The 24,350-nt window shown below is 68.2% G+C and carries 20 protein-coding genes and 1 pseudogene; 5 read left to right on the forward strand and 16 right to left on the reverse strand.

The window, feature by feature from the left end:
• Positions 1–187 precede the first annotated feature (187 nt).
• From LRD69_RS01625 to LRD69_RS01655, 7 genes are all read right to left on the reverse strand, one after another.
• Complete coding sequence (locus tag LRD69_RS01625; RefSeq protein WP_277324743.1) at positions 188–1,870, reverse strand: CocE/NonD family hydrolase; 1,683 nt, start codon at positions 1,868–1,870, stop codon at positions 188–190.
• 204 nt (positions 1,871–2,074) lie between these two features.
• Complete coding sequence (locus LRD69_RS01630; RefSeq protein WP_277324744.1) at positions 2,075–3,112, reverse strand: LacI family DNA-binding transcriptional regulator; 1,038 nt, start codon at positions 3,110–3,112, stop codon at positions 2,075–2,077.
• Positions 3,113–3,194: 82 nt separating this feature from the next.
• Positions 3,195–4,730, reverse strand: coding sequence for a glycoside hydrolase family 43 protein (locus LRD69_RS01635; RefSeq protein WP_277324745.1), 1,536 nt, complete (start codon positions 4,728–4,730; stop codon positions 3,195–3,197).
• Between the two features lie 84 nt (positions 4,731–4,814).
• Entirely contained in the window at positions 4,815–6,314 is a 1,500-nt protein-coding gene (locus LRD69_RS01640; protein WP_277324746.1) for an alpha-N-arabinofuranosidase, read from the reverse strand.
• A 125-nt stretch (positions 6,315–6,439) separates the two neighbouring features.
• Positions 6,440–7,342: a carbohydrate ABC transporter permease gene (locus LRD69_RS01645; RefSeq protein ID WP_277324747.1), complete on the reverse strand. Its 903-nt coding sequence runs from the start codon at positions 7,340–7,342 to the stop codon at positions 6,440–6,442.
• Entirely contained in the window at positions 7,339–8,232 is an 894-nt protein-coding gene (locus LRD69_RS01650; protein ID WP_277324748.1) for a sugar ABC transporter permease, read from the reverse strand. The genes LRD69_RS01645 and LRD69_RS01650 overlap by 4 nt, the downstream gene beginning before the upstream one ends.
• Positions 8,233–8,375: 143 nt before the next feature.
• On the reverse strand, positions 8,376–9,674 hold the full coding sequence (locus LRD69_RS01655) for an extracellular solute-binding protein (protein ID WP_277324749.1): 1,299 nt from the start codon (positions 9,672–9,674) through the stop codon (positions 8,376–8,378).
• A gap of 341 nt (positions 9,675–10,015) precedes the next feature.
• On the opposite strand from LRD69_RS01655, the gene LRD69_RS01660 reads away from it, so the two are divergent.
• The 3 genes from LRD69_RS01660 to LRD69_RS01670 all read left to right on the forward strand — a co-directional run bounded on the left by LRD69_RS01660 (position 10,016) and on the right by LRD69_RS01670 (position 13,044).
• The gene (locus tag LRD69_RS01660; protein ID WP_277324750.1) at positions 10,016–11,548 is read left to right on the forward strand and encodes a xylan 1,4-beta-xylosidase; all 1,533 of its coding nucleotides are present in this window, start codon (positions 10,016–10,018) and stop codon (positions 11,546–11,548) included.
• Positions 11,549–11,592: 44 nt separating this feature from the next.
• On the forward strand, positions 11,593–12,426 hold the full coding sequence (locus LRD69_RS01665) for a transposase family protein (protein WP_277324751.1): 834 nt from the start codon (positions 11,593–11,595) through the stop codon (positions 12,424–12,426).
• Positions 12,427–12,570: 144 nt separating this feature from the next.
• A complete protein-coding gene (locus LRD69_RS01670; protein ID WP_277324752.1) occupies positions 12,571–13,044 on the forward strand; it encodes an AAA family ATPase in 474 nt (157 codons plus the stop codon).
• A gap of 99 nt (positions 13,045–13,143) precedes the next feature.
• On the opposite strand, the pseudogene LRD69_RS01675 reads toward LRD69_RS01670, so the two are convergent.
• A pseudogene (locus tag LRD69_RS01675) lies at positions 13,144–13,403 on the reverse strand (ISAzo13 family transposase); the annotation flags it as partial.
• A 604-nt stretch (positions 13,404–14,007) separates the two neighbouring features.
• Here LRD69_RS01675 and LRD69_RS01680 point away from each other — a divergent pair.
• Positions 14,008–14,790, forward strand: coding sequence for a FadR/GntR family transcriptional regulator (locus LRD69_RS01680; RefSeq protein ID WP_277324753.1), 783 nt, complete (start codon positions 14,008–14,010; stop codon positions 14,788–14,790).
• Here LRD69_RS01680 and LRD69_RS01685 read toward each other — a convergent pair.
• The 8 genes from LRD69_RS01685 to LRD69_RS01720 form a co-directional block, all read right to left on the reverse strand.
• Positions 14,775–15,611, reverse strand: a complete 837-nt coding sequence (locus LRD69_RS01685; protein WP_277324754.1) for an amidohydrolase family protein — start codon at positions 15,609–15,611, stop codon at positions 14,775–14,777. The two genes, LRD69_RS01680 and LRD69_RS01685, sit on opposite strands and share 16 nt — an antisense overlap.
• Positions 15,608–15,946, reverse strand: a complete 339-nt coding sequence (locus LRD69_RS01690; RefSeq protein ID WP_277324755.1) for an L-rhamnose mutarotase — start codon at positions 15,944–15,946, stop codon at positions 15,608–15,610. The genes LRD69_RS01685 and LRD69_RS01690 overlap by 4 nt, the downstream gene beginning before the upstream one ends.
• Positions 15,943–17,124 carry a mandelate racemase/muconate lactonizing enzyme family protein gene (locus LRD69_RS01695; RefSeq protein WP_277324756.1) on the reverse strand — a complete coding sequence of 394 codons (1,182 nt, stop codon included), beginning with the start codon at positions 17,122–17,124 and terminating at the stop codon, positions 15,943–15,945. The genes LRD69_RS01690 and LRD69_RS01695 overlap by 4 nt, the downstream gene beginning before the upstream one ends.
• A 31-nt stretch (positions 17,125–17,155) precedes the next feature.
• Positions 17,156–18,058 carry a carbohydrate ABC transporter permease gene (locus LRD69_RS01700; RefSeq protein ID WP_277324757.1) on the reverse strand — a complete coding sequence of 301 codons (903 nt, stop codon included), beginning with the start codon at positions 18,056–18,058 and terminating at the stop codon, positions 17,156–17,158.
• A gap of 2 nt (positions 18,059–18,060) precedes the next feature.
• Positions 18,061–19,014 (reverse strand): sugar ABC transporter permease, encoded by a 954-nt coding sequence (locus LRD69_RS01705; RefSeq protein WP_277324758.1) that lies wholly within the window; start codon positions 19,012–19,014, stop codon positions 18,061–18,063.
• Between the two features lies 1 nt (position 19,015).
• Complete coding sequence (locus LRD69_RS01710) at positions 19,016–20,386, reverse strand: ABC transporter substrate-binding protein (protein WP_277324759.1); 1,371 nt, start codon at positions 20,384–20,386, stop codon at positions 19,016–19,018.
• Between the two features lie 947 nt (positions 20,387–21,333).
• On the reverse strand, positions 21,334–22,095 hold the full coding sequence (locus tag LRD69_RS01715; protein WP_277324760.1) for an SDR family oxidoreductase: 762 nt from the start codon (positions 22,093–22,095) through the stop codon (positions 21,334–21,336).
• Positions 22,092–23,111, reverse strand: a complete 1,020-nt coding sequence (locus LRD69_RS01720; protein WP_277324761.1) for an alcohol dehydrogenase catalytic domain-containing protein — start codon at positions 23,109–23,111, stop codon at positions 22,092–22,094. The genes LRD69_RS01715 and LRD69_RS01720 overlap by 4 nt, the downstream gene beginning before the upstream one ends.
• 106 nt (positions 23,112–23,217) lie before the next feature.
• Between LRD69_RS01720 and LRD69_RS01725 the strand changes: the two genes are divergently transcribed.
• Complete coding sequence (locus LRD69_RS01725) at positions 23,218–24,267, forward strand: aldo/keto reductase (RefSeq protein ID WP_277324762.1); 1,050 nt, start codon at positions 23,218–23,220, stop codon at positions 24,265–24,267.
• The last annotated feature ends 83 nt before the right edge of the window (positions 24,268–24,350 follow it).

The raw sequence follows: 24,350 nt of genomic DNA on the forward strand, positions 1-24,350 counted from the left end.
ACACGACGTGTCCGTGAACGAAAAGAAGTCCGCGCGGGGCGGTCTCCCGGCGAACATCATCGATGTGCCGACTGGATGGGCCTGACCTGGGCATTCTTAGCTTTCAGCGCTGTCAGGGCCTGCCCTGGAGTGCAGTCGGCGCACGTCTCCAGAGCCAGCGGCAGGAAAAGTAGGACCAGTGCGGCGGTCAGGCACCCCAGACCGGGAGGTCGATCCGGGAGGGGCGGGCGGTGTCGTGGGAGATCTCCTGCTCGGCACGGACGGTGGCCGTGGCGGTGACGGCGGGATCACCGGTGCCGGGGTTGCGGGCGTAGCGCGGATGCGCGCCCGAGCTGACCTGGACGCCGATGCGATGGCCGGCCGCGAATCGGTGGAAGGTCGGCCACAGGGGTACGTCCACCTCGGCGAAGCCATCTTCGTCAGGCCGGGGGTCGGTGGTGGCCGTGCCGGTGCTTCCGATGCGGCGGATGCCGTCGCAGACGGTCGTGGACCGGCCGTCCGGGTGCACGTCGCAGAGGCGGACGAACACGTCGGCGCTGCGGGCGGAGGAGCGGAAGCGGATCCGGGCGACCAGCTCGCCGGCGACGACGACGGCGTCTTCCAACGGCGTGCTGCGGAAGACGGTGACGTCGTCGCGGCGTTCGTGTGCGGTGCTGTCGGTGGGCCCTGCCTGCGGGTGCAGGCTGGGGCCGCCGACAGCGGGGGTGGGACTGTCGGGATCGTAGGTGTATCGGGTGCTGCCACCGTCCGGGAGGGCTGTACCGAGCAGGCCGGACGCGTGCAGGTGCCAGGGCCGCACGGTGGTTCCGGGCGGTGGCCAGGCCGGCAGGTCGTGCCACTGCCGGGCAGCGGTGAGGTAGGCACGGACGGGCGCGACGCGGCTGCCGGGTGCGCCGGCGAAGTGCTCTTTCAGGAACGCGACGGACTCGGCGAAGGCAGGGCCCCCGCCGCCGGTGATGTGGTTCCAGGGGCCGACCGTCAGTCGCGGCGGCCGGCCCGCGGCTGCGAGCTGGGCGTAGTTGCGCAGCTGCCAGGGCAGGAAGATGTCGTACCAGCCGGTGCTCATGTACACGGGTGCGGTGACGTCGGGCACCGAGGCGGTGTGTGACTGCCGCGTCCAGTAGTCGTCGGTGAGTTTCTCGTGGGTGAGCCAGTCCTGGTACCAGTCGATCGGCTGGCCTGCGGCGGCGGTGTCGCCGGCGCCCAGCGGGAGCACGTCGAAGGCCTTGGCCAGCTTTCGGTCGGGCAGCCGAAGGACCGCCCGTATCGCGGCCAGTGCGCGGCGGCGGTCCATCAGGTCCATCATCCGCGACCAGCCGAGCGCGTTGCTCAGCGAGAAGGCTCCGTTGTCCCACGTGATCGCGCCGAAGTCGGGCATCGTGTTGATCAGGCAGAGCGCGTCGGGTGCGCTGTCAGGATCCTCGCGACGCATCCGGCCGGCCACTGCCCACTGCGTGTATCCCAGATAGCTCGGGCCGAAGGTCGCGACCGCGCCGGTGAACCACGATTGGCGCCGGACCCAGCGGTGGGTGGCCATCCCGTCGCGTTGCTCGTCGAGCTGGGGTGCGAACTTTCCCGCGGATCCCCAGGTGCCGCGGCAGCTCTGGACAACCACGGTGAACCCCTCGCGGGCGAGCGCCGGCGCACGGGTGATGACGCTTCCGCGGCCGTAAGGGGAGCGGATGACGACCGTGGGCAGTGGCGGGCTCACCCCGCCGACCGGCGTGTAGAGGTCGGTGATCAGCTCCACGCCGTCGTTCATGGGCACCCGCATTCCGCGCCGCAGGGTGAAGTCGTAGGGACCCGGGGTGACTCCCGGGAGCTGCCTGGACTGCAGTCGGCGGGACAGCAGTCGGCGGATACCGGTCATTACTCGTCCTCCCATTACGGCACGGGGTGTGGGGCGATCAGGCCGGCTGCTGGGCGGCGATGGCGTCGCGCAGGCGTGCCGGAGCCGGTAGCGAGGCGGGCAAGGCGGGGCCGCCTCGGCGACCAGCGCGGCACCGGCGCGTGAAAGCGTTCGAACAGGTCAAGCTCCTTCGCGGAGACCCCTGTCACCGCCGCAACGCTGCGGTTACGAGGCGGGCCCGGTGGAGGCGCGGACGACCAGCTCGGTGGCCAACTCCATGCGGGCGGGGCGTCGGATGCCGCTGTCTTCGCTCTGGGAAAGCTCGATCAGGTGCTTGACCGCTGCGGCACCCAACTCGGTGCTGGGTTGTCTGACGGTGGTCAGCCCGGGGCTGACGCAGTATGCCTCGGGCAGGTCGTCGAAGCCGATGACGCTGACGTCCTCGGGAATGCGCAGGCCTCGCGCGTTCAGCGTGTCGTAGATGCCGAGTGCCATGGGGTCCGAGCAGGCGAAGATTCCGGTGATCCCCGGATTCCTGTCGAGCAGGGTGTGGGTGGCGGCCGCCGCCTTGTCACGATTCCATCCGCCGTAGGTCACGGACACCGTGGCACTGCCGGCGGGTGCTGTGGCGGCTGCCGCACGGAAGCCGTCGACGCGTGCCCGGCTGTAGAGATGACGGGCATGGCCGGCGACAATCCCCATCCGCTCGTGGCCAAGAGACAGGAGGTGCTCGGCGGCCATGCGGCCGCCGTCCCAGTTCGCCACGCCGATGCTTGCCACCCCTGACGGCGCCGTGCTCATCGGGTCGATCAGCACCACGGGGACGCCTGCGGCAAAGAGCGCGTTGAACTGCCGCGAGGTGGGATCGACCAGCGCCCCGATGGTGCCGACGGAGCGCCTTCTCAGGACCCGCGACACCCAGTCGCCGGCCGGCTCGGCGAGCGTCATGACGACATCCAGTCCCGCTGCCGCCGCCTCGCGCCCGACTCCGGCTGTCACCAGATTCGCCCATGACCCCTCGAAGTGGGTGACCACGAGTGTGAGCACGTTGGCCAAGCCGCTCTCGTACTGCACGCTTTCGATCTTGGCCCCGCCCGGGCGGGTGTAGCCGACGGCTCGCACGGCTTCCATGACCTTCGCCCGCGTCTCGGCCGATACGTCAGTTCCGCCGCGCAGCACCTTGGACACGGTGGGCACGCTCGTGCCGGCGGTCGCGGCGACCAATGACAACGTCGGGCGCGATCCGACGGGTCGGGGGGACATGGTGACAGGTTATCCAGCGAGGTAGAGGTCCAGGACTGCGGGCCGGTACTGGCGGGCACTTGAGCTGGCCGAACGACGAGCCTCATGCGGGGGGCGCCGAGGCTGGGGTGTACTCGAACCAGTCGAAGGCGACCACGCCCTCGGTGGCGTACATGCCGATGACGCGGCCGGTGAAGCCACAGGCGACCTCGGTGGACAGGTAGCGCCCGTCCAGCTCGACGAGCAGCTGGGCGTCCGCGTTATCAGGATCGCCTAGCCAGAAGGCGAGCGTGTCAGGACCGGTGGTGCCGCCGTCGGTGAGTTCGGGCGACGCGGGCACAAGGCCGGACGTGCGGATCGCGATGGTGAGGGTCAGCGGCCCGGGCGGGACCGGTCGGCGGGCCACGGCCTGGCGCAGCGGGCCGATCCGGGCGACGACGCGGGCCTCTCCTTCGCCGACCTCCAGTTCGTAGTGGTGGGCTTCGTCCATGCGCACGGCCAGGCCACCGCGTCCCGTACCCGGGTCGATCGCGGCGGTGACGCGGCAGTCGTGGTGCTGCTGGCGGCGGCCGACGAAGGTGTACCCAGGTCGGTCGAGGGTGTCGCCGGTGGCGCTGAGGACCAGCTGGCCGGGGCGCTCGGTGAGCGACCAGGAGCCGTCCGGGCGGGTGAACGGCGAGATCCAGTGCGGTGCGAGAGCGGGCTCGTCGAAGTCGTCGCGGTCGGGCAGGGCCGGAACGGGGTGCCAGGCACCGCCCGGCGCCGCGTGCCTCTCGGGTACGGGCGCGACGACCGGCCAGCCGTCCTCGCCCCACTCCACCGGGGCCAGGAACGTCTCGCGGCCGAGCACGTGCACGTCGGGCGTGAAGCCGCGGGGCCGGACGCCGAGCAGCACCATCCACCAACTGCCGTCGGGAGCCTGAACCAGGTCGGCGTGGCCGGTGTTCTGGATGGGGCGGGCGGCACCACTGTGGGACAGCAGGGGGTTGGCGGGCGCGCCTTCCCAGGGGCCACGCGGCGAACGGCCGCGGGCGACGGACACGCTGTGGCCGCGTTCGGTACCGCCTTCGGCGATCAGCAGGTACCACCAGTCGCCGATCCGGTAGAGGTGCGGCGCCTCGGGGTACTTGAGGCCACTGCCGGACCACGTGGGGAACGGCCCCTCCAGCACCTCCCCCTTGACCAGGTCGATCCTGGCCATGTTGATGCCACCCGCGGGCCCGGAGAAGGCGCACCAGCAGGTACCGTCCTCCTCCCACGCCAGGTCGGGGTCGATCCCGTGCAGGTCGAGCCATACCGGGTCGCTCCACGGTCCTTCGGGCCGCTCGGCCGAGACGACGAAGTTGCCCCCGCCGTCGATATTGGTGTTGATGACCCAGTAACGCCCGTCGTGATGGCGGATGGTGGGGGCGTAAAGACCGCCGGACGCCTTGGAGCCCGGGAGGGGCAGCGGCAGTTGCCCGGGCCGGTCGAGCACATTGCCGATCTGCTCCCAGTGCACGAGGTCCTTGCTGTGGAAGAGCGGAAGCCCGGGGAAGTACTCGAAGCTGGAGCACACCAGGTAGTAGTCGTCATCGACCCGGCACACGCTCGGATCGGGGTGGAACCCGCTGATCACAGGGTTTTCGTACGTAGGCACAGAATGTGTTCCTTTCGAACCGCCCAGCGTCATGGAGCGAGAGTGGGCCGAGGCTGGTTGGCGGAATCCGCTTCGTGTCGTCGCTCAGCGGAGGGCGATCGCCGTCCACGAGACCGGTGGCAGCTCGATGGTGAGCACGCCGTCGGTGAGTGTCGCGCTCGTGTTTGCGGACGGGGTCACCCGGTGCTGCTCGGCGAGCGTGTTCTTCGCGTACACGTCGGAGTCGGCGAGCGTGATCGCCTCGACGATGCGCGACGAGCCGAGGCCGCGGACGTCGATCGTGACCTGCGCGGCCTCCTCCAGGTCGCGGTTGACGAGGAAGACCGCGGCCTGGTCCTCGTCGACGGTCGCGACGGCGTCGATGACGGATGCCTCGCCGTGGCGCGCCGTTTTGTACGTCGGCGCCTCGATCACGGGCCGGATCACCTCGCCGGAGGCGAGCCGGCTCGTGATCGAGAACGGGTAGAAGGTCGTCTGCCGCCAGGCCGCGCCGCCGGGCTCGGTCATGATCGGCGCGATCACGTTGACGAGCTGCGCGAGCGATGCCGAGGTGACGCGGTCGCTGCGCTTGAGGAGCGTCATCAGCAGGTTCCCGACGACGACGGCATCCGCCACCGTGTAGACGTCCTCGAGTTGCCGAGGGGCGTGGCGCCACTCGGCGTTGACCTGCTGGGACTCTTGGTGCTCCTTGAGGTACCAGACGTTCCACTCGTCGAAGGAGATGTTGATCTTCTTGTTTGAGCGTTTTTTGTACCCCACGTGGTCGGCGGTCGCGACGACGGTGTCGATGAAGTAGTCCATGTCGATCGCCGAGGCGAGGAAGGATCCGAGGTCGCCGTCGTGCTCCTGGTAGTACGCGTGGCACGAGACGTAGTCGACATGGTCGTAGCTGTGCTCGAGTACCGTGCGCTCCCAGTCGCCGAATGTCGGCATGCCGGACCCGGAGGAGCCGCAGGCGACGAGTTCGAGGTCCTTGTCGGCCATCTTCATCGCGGCGGCGGTGCGGGCGGCGATCTTGCCGTAGTCGTCCGCCGTCATGAAGCCGGTCTGCCAGGGTCCGTCCATTTCGTTGCCGAGGCACCACATGCGCACGTTGTGCGGGTCCGGCGTGCCATTGGCGATGCGCAGGTCGGACAGCGTCGTGCCGGAGGGGTGGTTGGCGTACTCGAGCAGGTCCAGGGCGGGCAGGATGCCCCTGGTGGCGATGTTGACCGCCAGCATCAGTTCGGAGTCGGTGAGCTTGAGCCACTTGGCGAACTCGTCGAGGCCGACCTGGTTCGATTCGAGCGAGTGCCAGGCGAGGTCGCGGCGCACCGGGCGCTTCTCCCGCGGGCCGACCGCGTCCTCCCAGCGGAAGCCGGAGACGAAGTTGCCGCCCGGGTAGCGGATGGTCGTGGTGCCGAGTTCCCTGACGAGTTCGACGACGTCCATGCGGAACCCGTCCTCGTTGGCGCTCGGGTGATCCGGCTCGTAGATGCCGGTGTACACGCAGCGGCCGAGGTGCTCGACGAACGAGCCGAAGAGGCGGCGCCGGACAGGAGCGATGACGGCCTGCTTGTCGAGCTGAATGTTGGCGCGGGGCAATGCGGTGGTCCCTTTTCTGGAGTGAGGCGGGCGCGCCGAGCGCTGACGCCGTCAGATGCGGCCCGCCCCTGCCGAAGGCACGGCAGGGGTAGGCGTGAGTGTGCGGAGCCTGACTGGTGTCGGTTTCAGCCCTTCACAGCGCCGGTGAGACCGCCGACGATCTTCTTCTCGAAGATCGCGAAGAAGATCAGTGCGGGCAGCATGGCGAGTGAGGTGAACGCGAGGACCCTCGCGGTGTCCACGGAGTACTGCGAAGAGAAGGCCTGGACGCCGAGTGGCAGGGTGAAGTTCGCTTGCGAGTTGAGGATGTACAGGGGCAGGACGTAGTTGTTCCAGCTGCCGATGAAACTGAGGATGCCGACTGTCACCACACCGGGCAGTGACAGCGGGATCACCATGCGGACGAAGAATCCGAGTCGGCTTGTACCGTCGATCGCGGCGGCCTCCTCGATCTCGTTCGGAATGGCTCGGAGGAACGGCACCAGGATGATGACGGTCGTGGGCAGGCCGAAGGCGATCTGCGGGATGATCACGCCGAACAGGTTGTCGACGAGGCCGAGGTCCTTGACGACGATGTACAGCGGGGTGATCGCGATGACCAACGGGAACATCAGGCCGGCGGCGAACAGCGAATAGAGCGCGCCCTTGAGCTTGAAGTCATAGCGCGCGAGCACGAAGCTCACCATCAGGCCGAGGACGACGGTGCCGATGGTGCTCACGAGCGCGACGATGACGGAGTTGGCGAATTCGCCCCAGAACGTCACCGACTTCAGGACGCTGATGTAGTTGCTCATGACCCAGGGGTGCGGAAGGGCGGCCGGGCTCGTGCTGATCTGCGAGTTGGTGCGGAATCCGCCGAGTACGATGTAGAGCACCGGTGCGATGCAGACCCCGATGACGAGCAGCGCGATGAAGTAGGTGAAGGGATTTCCCCACTTCTGCGGCTTGTCACGATTGTCGCGACGGCCGATGGGTGCTTTCGGCTCCGCGGCGGAGGAGGACCAGGAGTCGGCGGTCGTCGCGCTCATCGGTTGGCTCCTTCAGTAACGGCACCCTGCAGGTCGCGGCGCAGGACGACGCGCTGGTAGATCAGCGCGACGATGAGCGAGATCAGGAACATCACGACCGCGATGGCGCTGCCGTAGCCGTAGTTGCCCGCGTTGCGGCCCTGGGCGACCATGTAGATCGCCATGGTCGAGGTGCCCGCGGTGCCCGCGACGTATGGGCCCCAGATGATGTAGACGAGATCGAACAGCTGCAGCGAGCCGATGATCGACAGGAACGCCCAGATGCGGATCGTCGGCCCCAGCAGCGGCAGTGTGATGCGGCGCTGGACCTGCCAGTAGGAGGCGCCGTCGATCTGAGCGGCCTCGAAGAGCTCGTCGGGGATCGACTGCAGGCCGGCGAGCATCAAAATCACCGCGAAGCCGATGTACTTCCACGAGATGATGCCCATCAGCGTCCAGATGGCCAGCTTCGGGTTGGAGAGCCACTCGGCCTGCAGGAAGCCCAGGCCGATGTGCTGCAGCAGGTCGTTGACGGCGCCGCTGCTCTGGAGCAGCAGGCTCCAGCCGGTGCCGACGATGACCTCGGAGATGACGTAGGGCACGAAGATCAGGACGCGGATGATCGAGCGGCCGCGGATCTTCTGGTTGAGCAGGAGCGCGAGGGTGATCGCCAGCGGGCCCTGGATGACCAGTGAGAGCACCAGGATCAGGCCGGTGTGCCACAGGACTTGCTGAAACGCGGGGTCGGTGAGGATCAGCTTGTAGTTGTTCAGGCCGACCCAATCGGTGGGCGGCCCGTAGCCGTGCCACCGGTAGAAGCCGTAGAACGCAGCAAGCGCCACCGGGAAGATCACGAACGCCAGGAACATGATGATCGCCGGTCCGGCCAGGAGCGCGATCTCGAGCCGCATCTTGGCACGGCCGCGGCGGCGCGCAGCCGCTCGAGGCGAAGCCGGGGACGCGGCCGTGGCCGCGCCCCCGACTCCGGTCGTGCCCTGCGACTGGCGGCCGGTGGCCGTGTCAGTACCCAGGGGGTTGCTCATTGTCTGCTTACTCAGCCCTTCGCGGCAGCGGCGTTGGTGTCCTTGGCGATGTCGGCGGCGCTGCCCTTGCCGGCCAGCAGGTTCACGACCGCCGTGTTCATGGCGTTGCCGACGTTCTGGCCGTACACGGTGTCAAGGAACAGGATGGAGTAGGCGGCCTTGTTGAAGGCCTGCAGTGACGAGACGTTGTAGGAGTCGGTGACGACCCCCTGGGCGCTCTTGTTCACCGGGATCGTGAAGAAGGCCTTGGCGTAGGCCTCCTGCTGGTCCTTGGTCACCAGGAATTCGAGGAAGCCGAAGGCCTCCTTCGGCGCGTTCTTGGACAGGGAGTATCCACCGCCGCCGCCCATGAGGGCCGTCGGGTCGCCCTGGCCGCCGGGCACGGAGGGGAAGGGGAACCAGCCCAGGTCCGGAAGCCCCTTATTGTTGGGGGTCAGGCTGGCGATCACACCAGGCTGCCAGGTGCCCATGAGCTCCATGGCCGCCTTGTGGTTCGCGACCATGCCGGCCGACGACCCGGCGCCCTGCTGCGACGAGGTCGTCAGGAAGCCCTTCTGGAAGGGGCTGACCTTCAGGAACTTGGACAGGTCGTCGCCGGCCTTGGTCCAGCACGCGTCGTCGAACTTCAGCGACTCGGCGGCCTTGTTCAAGGTGTCCTGGCTGCACTCGCGCAGGGCGAAGTTGTAGTACCAGTGCGCGGCCGGCCAGGCGTCCTTGGCACCGACCGCGATCGGCGCGACATTGATCTTCTTCAGCTTCGCGACAGCGTCCTCGAGCTCGTCCATCGTCGTCGGTGTCGAGGAGATGCCGGCCTGCTTGAACAGGTCCTTGCTGTAGTAGATGCCCTCGGGCTGCGTGTCGGTCGGCATGGCGTAGACCTTGCCGTCGATCGAATTGCCTGCGATGGCCGCAGCGCTCGCGTTCGCCTTGTCGGTGGCGGTGAGGTTCAGTGCCTGGATCTGGCCGGCGTCGACCATGTCCCGCATCTTGCCGCCGCCGCGCTGCAGGAAGATGTCCGGCGCGGAGTTCGAGTTGAGCGCGGTCTGCAGCTTGCCGTCGAAGTCCTCGTTCTGGACCGACTGGATCTTGATCGTGACGCTCGGGTGAAGCTCGTGGTAGGCCTTCACGGCGGCCCTGAAGTAATCATCCCCGGGACCGGGCTGCGCGTTCTCCCAGAAGGTCAGCGTGACCTTGCCTCCGGACGGGCCGTTGCCCCCGTCGGCCTCGTCGCCGCCGGCGCACCCGGTGGCGGCGAGTGCTATGGCCAAGCCGATCGCGGCAGCCGTCGCGCTGCGTGTCTTCCTCGTCATCGTGGAACTTCCTGATCTGTAGCCATGAACACGATGGATGCGACGCGAATAGTTTGCGCAAACTAATGGCCATCCGCGAAGCCGGTGCAATCTCTACCCCCTGAATTAGGCGGGTGGCCACCCTTAGTTTGCGCAGGTTGCGCAATCGTTACCGACGCAGAAGCCGGGTGGTGATCAGTGCGGGCGACGCCGAACGGAGCGTCGGCAGGTGGAGCGTTGGCCGCCTTGACACCGTTTTCCGCAGCTCCTTATGGTGCGCAGCACGTTGAGCGAGAGCACGGCTGATGCCGTGCCCGCCCCGGCGCATCGCGCCCCCGAACCGCAGCAAAGGAACCGCCATCATGCGGATCGTCGTCCCCTGCCACTCGACAGCTCAGCTCTCCGACGCCTGGCGCTACTGCGTCGGCACCGGTCGGCTCGACCTGGCGCTGCGCCGTGACTACCAGGAGTCTCTCGATCTCGTCCAAAGGGAGATCGGCTTCCGGTTCATCCGGGGGCATGGCCTGCTCAGCGACGGGATGGGCATCCACCGGCCCTACGACCACGCCGGTGAGCGGCGCGTGCGTCACGCCTTCACCTACGTCGACCAGGTGGTGGACGCCTACCTGGAGTTGGGCATCGCACCCTTCCTCGAACTCGGCTTCATGCCGTCCGGACTCGCCTCCGGCGACGACACCGTGTTCTGGTGGAAGGGCAACGTCACTCCTCCTCGCGACGAGAAGGAGTGGGCGGAGCTCGTCCGCGCCGTCATCGGCCATCTGGTCGACCGCTACGGCATCGACCAGGTGCGCCGGTGGCCGATCGAGGTGTGGAACGAGCCCAACCTGGCGCCGTTCTGGGCAGCGGACCAGGACGCGTACCACCGCCTCTACGAGGTGACCTCACTGGCGGTCAAGGAGGTCGACGCCGAACTCCAGGTCGGCGGTCCCTCGTTGGCCCCTGGTTACGAGGATGCGTGGATCCAGCGTTTCGCCGAGTTCGTCGAGGCCCGCGACCTGCCGATCGACTTCGTGAGCCGGCACGCCTATACCTCCGGGCCTGAGCAGCACGTGCCCTTCGGCGCGCATCAGACGCTCAAGCCGGCGTCGGCGCTGCTCGAGCAGTTCGGCGCCCCGCGGCGGCAGCTGGCGGGCACCAGGCTCGCGGACCTGCCGCTCCACATAACCGAGTTCAACTCCTCGTACCGACCGGACAACCCGATCCACGACACCGCGTTTCACGCGGCGTACCTCGCGCCGGTGCTGGCGAACGGCGGCGACGTCGCGGACTCCTTCTCGTACTGGACGTTCAGCGACGTGTTCGAGGAGGTGGGCATCCCCACCGCGCTGTTCCACGGAGGCTTCGGACTGCTGACGCACCGCCAGGTCAAGAAGCCCACCTACCACCTGTACGCGTTCATGGCCGAGATGGGCGAGCAGGTGCTTGCCAGGGGCGAGGACCACCTGGTGACACGGCACGGCGACGGCCGCGTCACCGTACTGGCCTGGGCGCCGGCCGACCCGACCGGCGGCAAGCCCGTCGACGGCCACACCGTCCGGCTGTCCCTGCCCGTTGGTGCCCCGGACGGGCACGGTTCCGCCTTCGCGCGGCGCCGCTCCGTGAGTGAGGACGCCGGTAACTCATGGGCCGCCTGGTGCGAGATGGGACGGCCGCTCGCGCCCAGCGGCCGCCAGCTCGACGCCCTCCGCGAGGCCGCCGAACCCACGTGCTCACACCGGAGCGTGCCCATTGCCGACGGGCGCGCGGACGTAGATCTTGTCCTGGCCCGCAACGAAGTGACGCTGCTGGAGCTCACCCCGGTCGTCGACGAGACACCGGAGTGGTGGAGCGACAACCGGCTGTTCGGCCTCGGCACCGAGGCGCGGACGGGCTGATTCCGGTAGTAACACGAGTGCCTCTGGCGGATGTTGGGGTTTCTGTGACGAAAACCAAGCCCGCCGAGGGCCCTCAGGAAGCTGTCTACCAGGTTCGCCTGCCGGTGTCGAAGCGGACCATCGATCTGATCGCGGGACTCATACGTGCCCGCCGCAAGCAGCTGGGCACCCGCTGGAGGAAGGCCGCCCCCGGCCAGCAGGCTGTCCTCGTTCTCGCTCATCTCCGCCATGACCAGCGGCTCGCCGATCTGGCCGGCGGCAACGACATCGCCGCCTCCACCCTGCGCCGCTGGGTGCTGGAAGTGGTCGGCCTGCTCTCCGCCCGGGCCCCGCGTCTGGACCGCGCACTGAAGAAGATCGCCTCCAAGGGCGGTGTCGTGGTCCTGCTGGACGGCACCCTCATCCGCACCCGCCGCCGCACCGGGAAGGAGAACCGCAAGAACTCTTCCGGCAAGCACAAGGCCCATGGCCTGCTGTTCCTCGCCCTGACCGATGAGAAGGGCAACCTGATCTGGATCTCTTCGGTCAAGCCCGGACGGTCCAGCGAGATCACCACCGCCCGCCACAACAAGCTCACCCGTCATCTCCCGGAAGCCGGCCTCGGCGCCCTGGCCGACCTCGGCTTCGGCGGCCTGGACGACGACCCCGACGACAACCCAGTGGTCATCACCGGCCGCAAGGCCACCCGCAACCACCAGCTCACCACCGCCGAGAAGGAAGCGAACCGCCTACTCAGCCGCGAACGAGCAGCCTGCGAACACGGCTTCACGAACCTCAAATCCTGGCAGATCCTCACCAAGGTTCGGATGAACACCCGGCACGCGACCACGCTCTTGCGGGCCCTGCTCGTCCTGGCGAACAGCGAGGTCCAGAGGTGACCGACGATCACCCACAGACGATCTCGCTCCCAACCAGCCCGAGTACGTCATCCCGACCCCACACCAGAGCCGTGACCTGCGAAATCAGGATGGAAACTTCTCATTGACACCTCGCCCGAGGGCTCGGATGCGCTCCTTGAAGGTATGGACGGGCCCAACCGGCTGTTTCTGCTCGATGAGCCGGAGGCCGGCCTGCACCCGGAGGCCAGCGCCCGCCAGGTGCAGTGGCTGCACGAGCGGGTCGCGCAGGGCTGCCAGTTCATGGCAGCGACGCACAGCATGACTCTCGCGTCACTGTCGTGGGCCCAGGTCATTCACTTTCGCGCGGACAATCCCCCTAAAGCGTGTTGCATAAGGGTGTGGGTAGGCAGGTTGAGCTGCGGTTCGGGGCCTTGCTGGTCATGCCGCGAGGGCGAGGTTGTGCATGCGGGCGACGGCCTGGACAGCGTAATGGAGACTGTCGAGGCATCCGAAGCAGCGCTGGAGCGGATGGCGCAGGAACGCGACCGGCTCCCCCAGCACATCACCGACCTCAATCGCACCCGGGATGCGCTCGACGGCCTCATGGCCAGTGCCCGAGCGCACCGGAAGAGGATGCTGGCCGAAGCGGCCAAGTGACGGTGCAACGATCGGCGAACACCGCCAACCGTTTTCGGCGCAGTCCGGCCTCGTCGAGGCTGAGGAGGGGCACCGCCTCGGCGGGGCCGGCAGGCGGGGTGGGGCCGGGTGCACGGTGTAGTTCCATTCGCCGTGGAAGACGTGCCCGGTGATGGGTACCGCGTTCAGTTCGGCCTCGCTGACCTTCACACCGGTGGGGCAGGAGCCCGGGTCCGGTTCGGCGCGGACGCGCAGTCCGGTGCGAGTGGTCGTAGCGGCGATGGTCTGCACGACGACCTCGTGGCTGGTGAGGGGCCGACCGCGCCAGTTCATGGTGATCACGGAGAAGAGCCGGTGCTCGTGTCCCATTTCGATGTGCCCGACCAATGCCGTTGCTTGACTACTGAACTATCGCGGGCTGCAACGTGACGACCTTGGCGGGGATCCGCCGAGTCGGTCGCCGGCCCCGAGGGTTGATCCGACAGGAGAGCTTCGAGGAGTAGTTGGAATCCGGGCCTTCAGGTGCCGGTCCCCCTCGCAGGCGCCTGACCTCTTTGTCAAGCTTCCGATGCACCTTCGCCGCCAGGACGACCAGGAACTCTTTGATCTTCGTGGGTGTGTCCGAGCATTGGCGGACTACGCTGCGCCGCACGTGCCATGTTCACTTGCTTCCGGGGCCCACCGCTGACATCAATCACCCCAGGCCAAGAGGATCCGAGCAAACGCGGGGGCCCTGACCCGTGGACCAGGGTCCACGCCTGGCTCGCAGTCTGGTCTGCACCGACTGCGACCCTCGCGCGGCGGTCGCGTGCCGGTGACTTCGGCGGCCGCCGTGGTCCAGGCCCTGACTCGGAATGCCGCTGCCGACGACTTCGAGGCTGTACGTCGCGAACGCCTCTGCGTCCCGCCGGTTGAACGTCGACGGCATGTCGTGGGCTAGGAAGCCCGTCGACCGCAGATTGATTGAGCGATAAGGTCATACGTATGCCAACCGAGCCGCAGCCCGCAACCCGTCTGTTCCCGCCACGCCTGCCCGCCGGTCGCTTGGGTGTTGTAGTCGTTGCCGAGCTCGTCGACCTCATCGTGACGGGCCAGTTGAAGGAAGGCGAGTTGCTGCCTCCGGAGGGTCCGCTGAGCGAACACTTCGGCGTGAGTCGCACGGTGTTGCGTGAATCGGTGAAGCGGCTCGAGGAGAAGGGCCTGGTGATCGTTTCCCAGGGTCGCGGCACCCAGGTGCGTGCGCAGGGCTACTGGAACATGCTCGATCCGGTGGTGCTGTCCGCGTTGATCGACAACGATGAGACGCTCGGTGTCCTTGACGAGCTGACGATCGTGCGGGCGAGCCTCGAGTCGGCGATGGCGGGCGCGGTTGCCGGTTCTCGCAGCGCGGAGGGGTTGAGGAGGCTGGAGAACGCGTTGACCACGATGCGTGAAAGCGAGTCCGAGACCGACTCCTTCCGGCAGGCGGACGTGATGTTCCACTACGCGCTCATGGAGATCTCCGGCAACCGGCTGGCGGAGAACATCGCCAAGCATCTGTACAAGCGAGCCGTGGAGTCCAGCCGCTACCAGGGCATCGACCCGCCTGATGCGTTCGCACTGACGCTGAAGGAACACTCGGCGATCGTCGATGCCATCTCAAGGAAGGACGTCGCCGCGGCCCAGAAGGCGATGCATGATCACATCCACGTCTCGTGGGAGCGTCGGCGGCTTCCCGACCACGCGCCACGGGCGCGCGGCCGGGCGCTGGATCAGGAGAGCGAGTAGACGTCGGCAGCGTTGCCGCCGAATACACGCGCGCATTCCGGGGCGGAAAGCCCGTGGAGCAGGGTTTCCAGAGCGGACTTCCAGGGCGCCGCTCCCCCGCCAAGTTCAGCCAACGGCCAGTCGGAGCCGTAGAGCAGACGCTCAGGGCCGAAGGATTCCAGGGCGATCGTCACCGGGGCGGCGAGATCGGCTGCCCGCCATGATCCAGGGGCGAGGCCCGACGTGAGTCCCGAGACCTTCGCGACGACATTCGGTTGCCGCGCGAGCTCCCGCAGCCGGGACGCCCACGTGCTCCTGTCCTGCCCGGGCTCCGGCGGACCGCCCAGGTGATCGAGCACGAAGCGGAGTCCGCCGTGGCGCACGGCCAGGCGGGTTGCCTGAGGGAGCTGCCACTCGCGCACGACGAGGTCGAAGCAGAGGCCCTCACGCTCGAGTACGGCGAGGCCCGCGCTGACTTCCTCGCGCGTCATCCACTCCGGGTCCGGGTCGATGTGGGCCAGATGCCGCACCCCGACGACGGGGACAGCAGCATCCATGCGGATCCGGTCGAGCTGAGGTCCGACCTCCGCCGTGAGGTCGACCCAGGCGACGAGGCCGGCGATGGCGGACGAGTCCAGCTTGGCGAGCCGGATGCTCTCTTCGAGGCTGTTGCTCGACTGCACGACCACGGCGCCGTGCAGTCCGGTCGAGGCCAGCATCTCGCTCAGATCGGAGGCGCCGAAGTCGCGGGCGATCGGCGCCATGGTCTCCGCGTCGATCCAGTCCTGCGGGTCCACGGCTCGGTCCCACAAGTGCACATGGGCGTCGATGCCGGCGTTCATTCGAGGTGCCACACTTCCTCCACAGGCTGCCACAGCGCCCCGGGATCACGTTCCTCGGCGATCCTCACCTGGCACGGGTCGGTGTGCGTCCACCATTCCCGCGAAACCGGGTCGTCGGCGATCCGTCTCATGTCTGCCTCGTGGTCCTCGCCGACGTACTCGTAGTAGGCGAACAGGGTGTCGCCGAAGATGAAGATGCTGTAGTTGCGTACGTTGCATTCGGTGAGCTTTCGCTCGACGCCCGGCCACACGGCACGGTGCAGCGCCAGGTACTCCTCGCGCTTCTCGGGCCGCACGCCCACGACGAAGGCCCTGCGCTCAGGTCGACGGGTCACAAGAGTCGGCCTCCGCGGTACGACGGGGCGTCCATCACGTCCGGCTCGGCCACCAGCCGCAAGGCAGCCCGTTCGGGCCGTATGTGCGGTCCGGTCGCCGCGGGCCGGGGCGTCGCGGCACCGATCGGTGACATCCGGGACTCGTCGACCACGATCCCGATGCCCGGGCGATCACCCAGGACGATGCCTCCGTCGTCGAACTGCTGGTCGACGTCGAGACCGACGGGAAAGCAGAGGTCCTGGACTTCGACGGTCAGAAGGTTCGGCACGGCGGCGGCGGCGTGCGCCACCGGGTTCGCGTTGTACGCGACGGGGCTCACCGGCAGATCGTGGGCGTGCGCGAGCGTCGCGACGCGCAGGAAGTGGGTGATCCCCCACACGTTGCCGACCTGCACGATGTCGACCGCGTTGGCGTCCAGCAGGGGACGGTACTGCTCCAGTCCGGTCAGGTTCTCGCCGGTCGCGATCGCCGCGCGCACCTTCCCGCGCAGCGTGGCCATGCCGGCCGCATCCCAGCGGCGCAGCGGTTCCTCCACCCAGGTGAGGTCCATGCGCTCCTCGATGGCCGCGACGTACCGGGCCGCCTGGGCGTGGTTCCACGACTCGTTGGCGTCGAACATGAGCGCCGGTCGGCGGGAGTTGCGGCTGAGAACATCGCGCATGATCTCCAGCCGGGGCAGGTCGCGGTCGAGGTCGCGGCCGCCCTTGAGCTTGCCGGCCTTGAACCCGCGGTCCGCGAACCGGCCGTAGAGGTCGGCGAGGTCGTCCTCGTCCAGGCCGTACTCGAGACCGGAAGCGTACCCGGGGACGAAGCGCTCGCGAGCCCCGAGGGTCCGCCAGAGCGGCTCGTCGGCGGCCTTGGCCTTGATGTCCCAGAGGGCCATGTCGACGGCGCCGATGGTGCCGAAGGTGGATCCCGAGTGACCTGCCTTGAACACCCAGTCGAGCATCCGGTCGTAGAGCGCCACGACCGCCCGGGGGTCACCGCCCTCGATCGCGGGGAAGACGCGGGCGATGTCGGCGTGGGACCCGAGGCCGACTCCCTCGATCCCGGCGTCGGTCTCGATGATGAGGACGGGGACCGGCGTGGTGTGGCCGGACTGGACACCGTTGACGTCCCCGGTGATTCTGCCCCAGTCGTGAACGGTGCTCAGACTGCGGTACCCGGTGATCTTCATCGGCGGTGGTTCTCCTTGCATATGCGAGAGGTCATTCCTTGGTTCCTCCTGCTGTCATACCCGCGACCAGGAATCGCTGGGAGAACAGGAAGACGACCAGGACGGGCAGGATCGACACGATCGTCCCCAGCGCCAAGGTGGGCAGTTGAACGGAGTCGGATCCCGCGGAGCTGGGATTGAAAGCCGGGGTTGACGCCAGGAGCGAGGTGAGCCCGACCTGGACCGGGTAGCCGTCGCTCGACGGCAGCATCACGAACGGGAGGAAGAAGTTGTTCCAGTTCTGCACGAAGCTGAAGAACGCCACCAGGGCGACGATCGGGGCGGCCAGCGGAAGGGCGACCCGGGTGAAGACCTGGAACCCGTTGCAGCCGTCGATGCGCGCGGCGGCGAGGATGTCACGAGGGATGCTGGTCGAGAAGTAGATGTAGGTGAGATAGACGCCGAACGGGAAGAACGACATGGGCAGGATCACCGACAGCGGGCTCCCGATCAGACCGATGCTGTTCAGCTCGAGGAAGATAGGCAGCACCAGTGCGGTGCCGGGGATCAGCATGACGACGAGCGTCAGCACGAGCAGCGCCTGCCGAAGCCTGAACTCCGTGAGCGCGAGCGCGTAGCCGGCGGGGATGCTCACGAGCAGAGTGATCACCAAAGCGCCGATCGCGTACAGCGCGGAGTTCCCGATCCAGGTCGTCACCGCACCGTCCTGGAAGTCGAACAGCTGGTGCCAGTTGGTGACGAGGTCCGACCACGACCCGAGTGAGAACGGGTTGGCGACGACGAGAGTCTTCGAGGACTTCGTGACCGCGAGGAGCAGCCAGACGATCGGCACGGCGAAGAACAGGACGAAGACGACGAGCAGGACACCGAGGATGGACCGCCCGCTCCACCCGCTGAGGCTCGGCCGGCGGCGTTCGGCGGAGAGTGCTGCCATGGTCATTCCTTCTCGAAGAGGCCGCCGCGGGTCACGAACACCCAGGACAGCAGGAGTGCGACGACCAGCAGGATCAGCGAGATCGCGGCCGCGCCGTTGAAGTCGTTCTGCTGGAAGGCGTACTGGTAGGCCAGTTGGTTGAGCGAGTAGTCGTTGGGCACCACCGCGTTGCTGGCCTGGCTGAGCAGTTGTGGCTCGACGAACAGCTGGGTGCCGGCCGCGAGCGACATGACACCCATGTACGCGACCCACTTGCGCAGCATCGGAAGCTGGATCCGAAGCGCGATCTGGACGGCGTTCGCACCGTCGATGCGGGCGGCCTCGATCACGTCGGTGCTGATGTTGTTGAGGGCGCCGTACATGATGATGATCCACCCGCCGGCCCCGGTCCAAAACGCGATGATCGCGAAGATCGCCGGAAGGTTGCCGGGCTGGATCACCTGCACGAAGCTGTCGAACCCCATCGCCCCGAGCAGACCGCTGACCGGGCTCGCCGTCGGATCGAGGACGAAGAGCCACAACAGGACGCTCGACGCGCCCGCGAGCGCGCCGGGCAGGTAGTAGACGAAGCGCAGGGTCGTGCTCACCCACCGCACACTGACGGCGTGGACCACCAACGCCAGGCCTACGACGAAGACGAGCAGCCCGAGGAGCCAGATGAGGAGATAGGTGGTCACGTGGAACACGGCCGGCCAGAACCGGAAGTCGCCGACGACCTTGGTGAAGTTGTCGAAGCCCGCGAATCCACCGTCGGCGTTCGTGAAGGCCAGCAGTACCGCGTAGAGCGAAGGGACGATCCCGAAGGCGACGGTGAGCAACGCGTAGGGCGAGACGAAGAGATAGCCGATCGGACTGCGGGCGAGGGCGCGGCCGGGCGGCCGGCCGCCACCCCGGCCTGACCGCCGACGCCCGGAGGCGTCGACGGTCGGCCGGCCACTCGGAGGAGCGAGGGTCATGTCACTTCACCTGGTATCCGTTGACCTTGGCCTGGTTCTCGATCGCCGTCTGCCAGGTCGGAAGCAGGTCCACGATCGACTTGCCGCCCGTGACCCCCGGGGTGATCGTCTTCGCCCATATCGCCTCCTGGCTGAACGTGGGGTAGCCCCAGCCGTCCCAGACCCGCGACGCCGCGGTCACCACCGGCTCCAGCGGGGTGGCGTAGTACTTGCTCGCCTCCTGCTTGGCGACCCACTTCTGCGCGGCGGGCGCGTACGCCGGGTAACCCGGTGCGACATCGACCTGGTAGTCGTCGGCAGTGGTGACGAACTGGACGAACTTCTCGGCGGCCTTCAGGTTCTTCGAGTGGCTGGAGACGAACCAGGTTCCGCCACCGACGTTGCCCGTCGCGGCCTCGCTCTCGCCCCTCCACGGCAACGGCGCGGCGACGCCGAGCTGCCCGGCCCGCACATTGAGCGACTGAGGGTTGTTGAAGATCGCGCCGGCGTACCAGGCCGGACCCGGCATCATCAGCACCTTGCCCGTGTACTTCTTCAGGAACTCGGGAGTGAACACGCTGACCACCGGCACCGTCCCGTTGTCGCGGAGGGTGTCGAGCATCGAGGCCGCGCGCTTGCACTCGGTCGAGTCGGTCTTCACGGTGACGGACTTGGGGCCGGTCACGTCATTGGCCTGGCACTTGCTCCCCCACATGAACACCTCGGGCGTCCAGGCGTCCCCGGCCGTACCGACGATGTAGCCGGGGTGCTCCTTGGCTACCTTCTCCCCGAGGGCCTGGTACTCCTCCCACGTGGTCGGGAGGGCGTAGCCGAACTGCTCCAGCAGGGACTTGTTGTACCAGAGCACCGCCTGGGCGAGGTCGTTGCGCAGGCAGTACACGCGGCCCTCCACCGTGCAGGGGTTGAGCGACCCCTCGGTGAAGTTGCTGAGCGTGTCCTTCGGGACCAGGCCCTTGTCCAGCACGGCCGCGAACGCCTGCTTGCCGGCGGTCTTCTGGCTGGCCCATGCCGCGTCGTTGTTCTGGCTGGAGAAGACGACGTCGGGCCAGCCGTCACCGGCGCGGTCGAAGAGCTGCACCTTCGTCCGGAAGGAGTTGGACCCGTTGGCCGACCCGTCATAGGTGACGACCTTGATCTTGGTGTCCGGGTTCGCCGTCTGGAACGCCTTCGCGGCAGCCTGTCGGTCCGCGTCTACCCAGACGGTGATCGTCGAGGAGGTCTCCTGCTTGGCCTCGGGAAAGCCGTAAGACCCGTTCGCCGAGCTGCCTTGGCCGCCGCAACCAGCGAGGGTCAGGAGCGCCGTCGCGGCGCCCATCACGGCGACGGTCGACGCCTTACGGCGCGAACGCACCACAGTGTGGATTCCGACCATGGGGAATGTCCTTGTCTTGTCGACTTCGTTGACGACTCTGCGCCAGGACTGTAGGGCATACGTATGATGTTTGTCACGGGCTTGAGGCCTATCACCTCGAACAGTTGTCGTTGTTCCGATCTTGAGGGGGCGCGCCGAACGGTAGCCCCGATCAGGTGGTTGCCGTCGTCGGCTGGGCATGACGGCACGGCCGCTCGCCGGCCCGGGGTCGCGAAGCCTCGTTGCCGGGTCGCACGTGCTCACGGCAGCGGAGTCCAACTAGGCCGCCCCGGCGTGTGATTGCGTCTCACCGATTCCGGGACGCGGCCGATCGCACCGGACCGTGTTCTGCGGTGTCCCGGACATGAAGGACGCGGAGTGGGCCGTGGTACGGCTGCCGCCTCCGGTCCCCGGCCGGCCGCACGACCGGGGTGGGCAGCCGGAGGTGTACCGCTGCCGGACGGCACGGAACGCGGTCCGCCGTGTCGCCGTGTCGCCGTGTCGCCGGGCAACGGCATCAAGTGGAGGCGGTACCCGCCGGCTTCCCGCCGTGGGGCCGGGTCTGCGCGTTCCTCCTGCGCCGGCGCGATCGCCGGCCGGGCAGGGAGTTCCACGACCGGGTGCGCGCGGTGATCCGCGAAAGGACGGGGAGCGGACGGAGCCGACGGCCGGCGTCATCGACCCGCCGTCCGTCGACGGATGCCGCGAACAACCCGGCGGCCGAGGGCGCCGGCACCGGCTCGCCCCACCCGGACCGCCTCAACACCGTGCCGGCCGAGGCCGATGGCAGGGCCGCTGTCCGCGCACGGGTCGCGTGCGGGCGTCGGCCACCTCGGTGAGGTCGCCGACGCCGGCGACGCGGAACAGCTCCGTCGTCTCCCCGAAGGGCGGCACGTGCCCGCCCGTCAGGCCGCCCGCACCGCTTCTTGCCGGAACGTTGTCACCACTGACGGGCATTCGAGGAGCCTTCACCGGCCGAGCCAGCCGCCGTCGACCGGCAGGACCGTCCCGGAGACGTAGCGCGCGGCGTCCGACGCGAGGAACACCGCGGCGCCCGCGATGTCCTCCGCCGTTCCCCACCGCCCCGCCGGTATCCGCTCGAGGATCGCGCGGGACCGGTCGGGGTCGTCCTGAAGCGCCTGGGTGTTGTCGGTCGCGATGTAGCCCGGGGCGATGCCGTTGACGGTCACACCGTGTCCGGCCCACTCGTTCGACAGCGCCCGGATCAGTCCCGCCGCACCGGACTTGGCCGCCGCATAGCCCGGTACGTTGATCCCGCCCTGGAACGAGAGCAGGGAGGCGGTGAAGACGATGCGCCCGTACCGCGCATCCAGCATCCGCCGCCCGAGAACCTGGCTGAGCACGAACGTGCTCGTGAGATCGACTTCGAGCACCTCGTCGAACCATTCCAGGGGGTGCTCGGCGGCGGGAGCGCGGCGGATGGTCCCGGCGTTGTTGACCAGGATGTCCACCGGGCGTTCGCCGGCGGCGAGTTCCTCGGCGAACCGGGTCACCTGCCGCCGGTCCGCGAAGTCGACGCGGTGTCCGGAGAACTCGCGGCCGAGCCCGCGCACGCGGTCGCCGATGGCGGACGACGCCGGATCGAGGGTGGCGGAGACCCCGACGATGTCGGCACCAGCAGCGGCCAGAGCCTCGGCGACGGCGAACCCGATTCCACGCTTGGCCCCCGTCACGACGGCGAGGCGCCCGGTCAGGTCGAACGGGTTCATGCCGCGCTCACCTCGACGATCAGCTTCATCGCCTGCCCGGACTCGAGGACGCCGAAGGCCGATTCGAGCTCGCTCAGGGACACGATGCCCGTGATGAGCTTCTCGGCCGGGATGACGCCCTCGGCCACGAGCTCGACGGCGCGCTCGAAGTCGTGGCGCTGGTAGACCCGTGCGCCGAGCAACCTCAGCTCCCGCCAGAACACGCGGTGCAGGTCGATGGGTTGCGGTCGCCCGTGGATGGCCACGACCACGAGCGTGCCACGGACCTTCGCCAGGCTGGTGGCGCCGAGCACGGCGGCGGCCGAGCCTGAGACCTCGAACACGACGTCCGCTCCGGCGCCGTCCGTCCACTCCTCCACCCAGGCGACCTGATCGACCGACGAGGGGTCCAGTGTCGTCAGCCCCATCTCCTCGGCTGCGGCCCGCCGGTTCGGGTCGATCTCGGCGATCACGACCTCGGCACCGAACGCGGCAGCGACGATCGCGATCAGAACGCCGATCGGACCCGCCCCGATGACGACCGCCTTGCCGCCTGCGGCGAGTTCGGAACGCCTTACGTCGTGAACCGCCACCGCGACGGGCTCCACAAGCGCGGCGTCCCGCAGCGAGATCTCCGAGGGCAGCCGCACGAGTGTCGACGCCGGTACGTTCCAGTACTCCTGAAGGGCACCGGGGCTGTCGATGCCGATGAAGTCCAGGTTCTGGCAGATGTGCTCGTTCCCCGCCCGGCAGGCCGGGCAAGTGCCGTCCCAGGCCAGCGGCATGACAGTCACCGCATCACCTACCGACCAGCCCTCCACGCCGGCGCCGAGGGCGGCGATCGTGCCCGACATCTCGTGCCCGATCGTCGCCGGCCTGCTGACCCGGCCGTCCATGTCCCCGTGGAAGACGTGGAGGTCCGTGCCGCAGATCCCGACGTACGCCACGGCGACTCGGACCTCCCCTGCCCGCGGCTCAGCCGGCTCCCGCTCCTCGACCGTCATCGTGCGCGCGCCTACGTAATGTGCCGCCAACATGCCGATCGGCTCCTCCCTCGCTATGACGCGGGCCGCACCGGCCCACAACACCGCGCAGCGTAACAGTAAACATCATACGTATGCTGTCACCGTTATAGTCGTCCCCGTGACCAGCACACCACCGCCGCGCGACCACGCATCCATCGAACGGACGCTGCCGACCCGGGCACTGCGAACCGGGCACCGGCTCACCGAATTGGGCCTGGGTGCAGCCCAGTTCGGCAACCTGTTCACCGAGACGACCGACGACGAGTCGCATCGCGCCGTCGGGGCCGCAGTCGAGGAAGGGATCCGCTACTTCGACACCGCGCCGCATTACGGCCTCGGGCTGTCCGAACGCCGCCTGGGGGACGCCCTGCATGCGGCCACCCGGCGAGGGGGTGTGGTCATCTCCTCGAAGGTCGGGCGCCTGCTCGTGGACAGCCCGGACACGGCTCACCGGCTCGACGACGACGGGTTCGCCGTGCCGGCGACGAAGAGGCGGGTCTGGGACTTCAGCCGCGACGGGATCCTTCGTTCCGTGGAGCAGTCGCTGGCGCGGCTCGGGACGGACCGGCTCGACATCGCCTATCTGCACGATCCGGACGACCACTGGGGGCCGGCGTCGTCGAGCGGGATCGCCGCCCTGGCCGAGCTTCGGGACCAGGGCGTCGTCGGCGCCATCGGTGCCGGCATGAACCAGGCGGCGATGCCGGCCGAGTTCGTGAGGCGGACGGACGTCGATGTGGTGATGGTCGCGGGGCGGTTCACCCTTCTCGACCAATCGGCGCTGGACGACCTGTTGCCGGTCGCCGGCGCCCGCGGTGTCGGCGTCGTCGCCGCGGCGGTCTACAACTCCGGACTGCTGAGCAGTGCGGCCGTGGACGGCTCGGCGACCTACGACTACGGGGCGGCGCCGCGGGCCGTCGTCGAACGTGCCGCCCGCATCGCCGCGGTCTGTGACCGGCACGGCGTGAAGCTTCCCGCGGCCGCCGTCCAATACCCGTTGCGCCATCCCGGGGTCGTCTCGGTGGTGACAGGGATGCGCACTCAGGAACACGTGCGAAGCAATGTCGCGCGCTACCGGGCGGCGATCCCGGAGGCGCTGTGGGAGGAGCTGCACGTCACGGGACTCGTCCCCGACCCGGCCCGGGCAAGTCGGTTCTCCAGGGCCTGAGTTAAACGTCATATGTATCTTGTCACAAACATCATACGTATGCTAACTCTGTGGCGGGCATCAACGCCCCCATCACAGGAAGC

Origin of the sequence: Streptomyces sp. JH14 (assembly GCF_029428675.1) — a bacterium.
GTDB lineage: Bacteria > Actinomycetota > Actinomycetes > Streptomycetales > Streptomycetaceae > Streptomyces.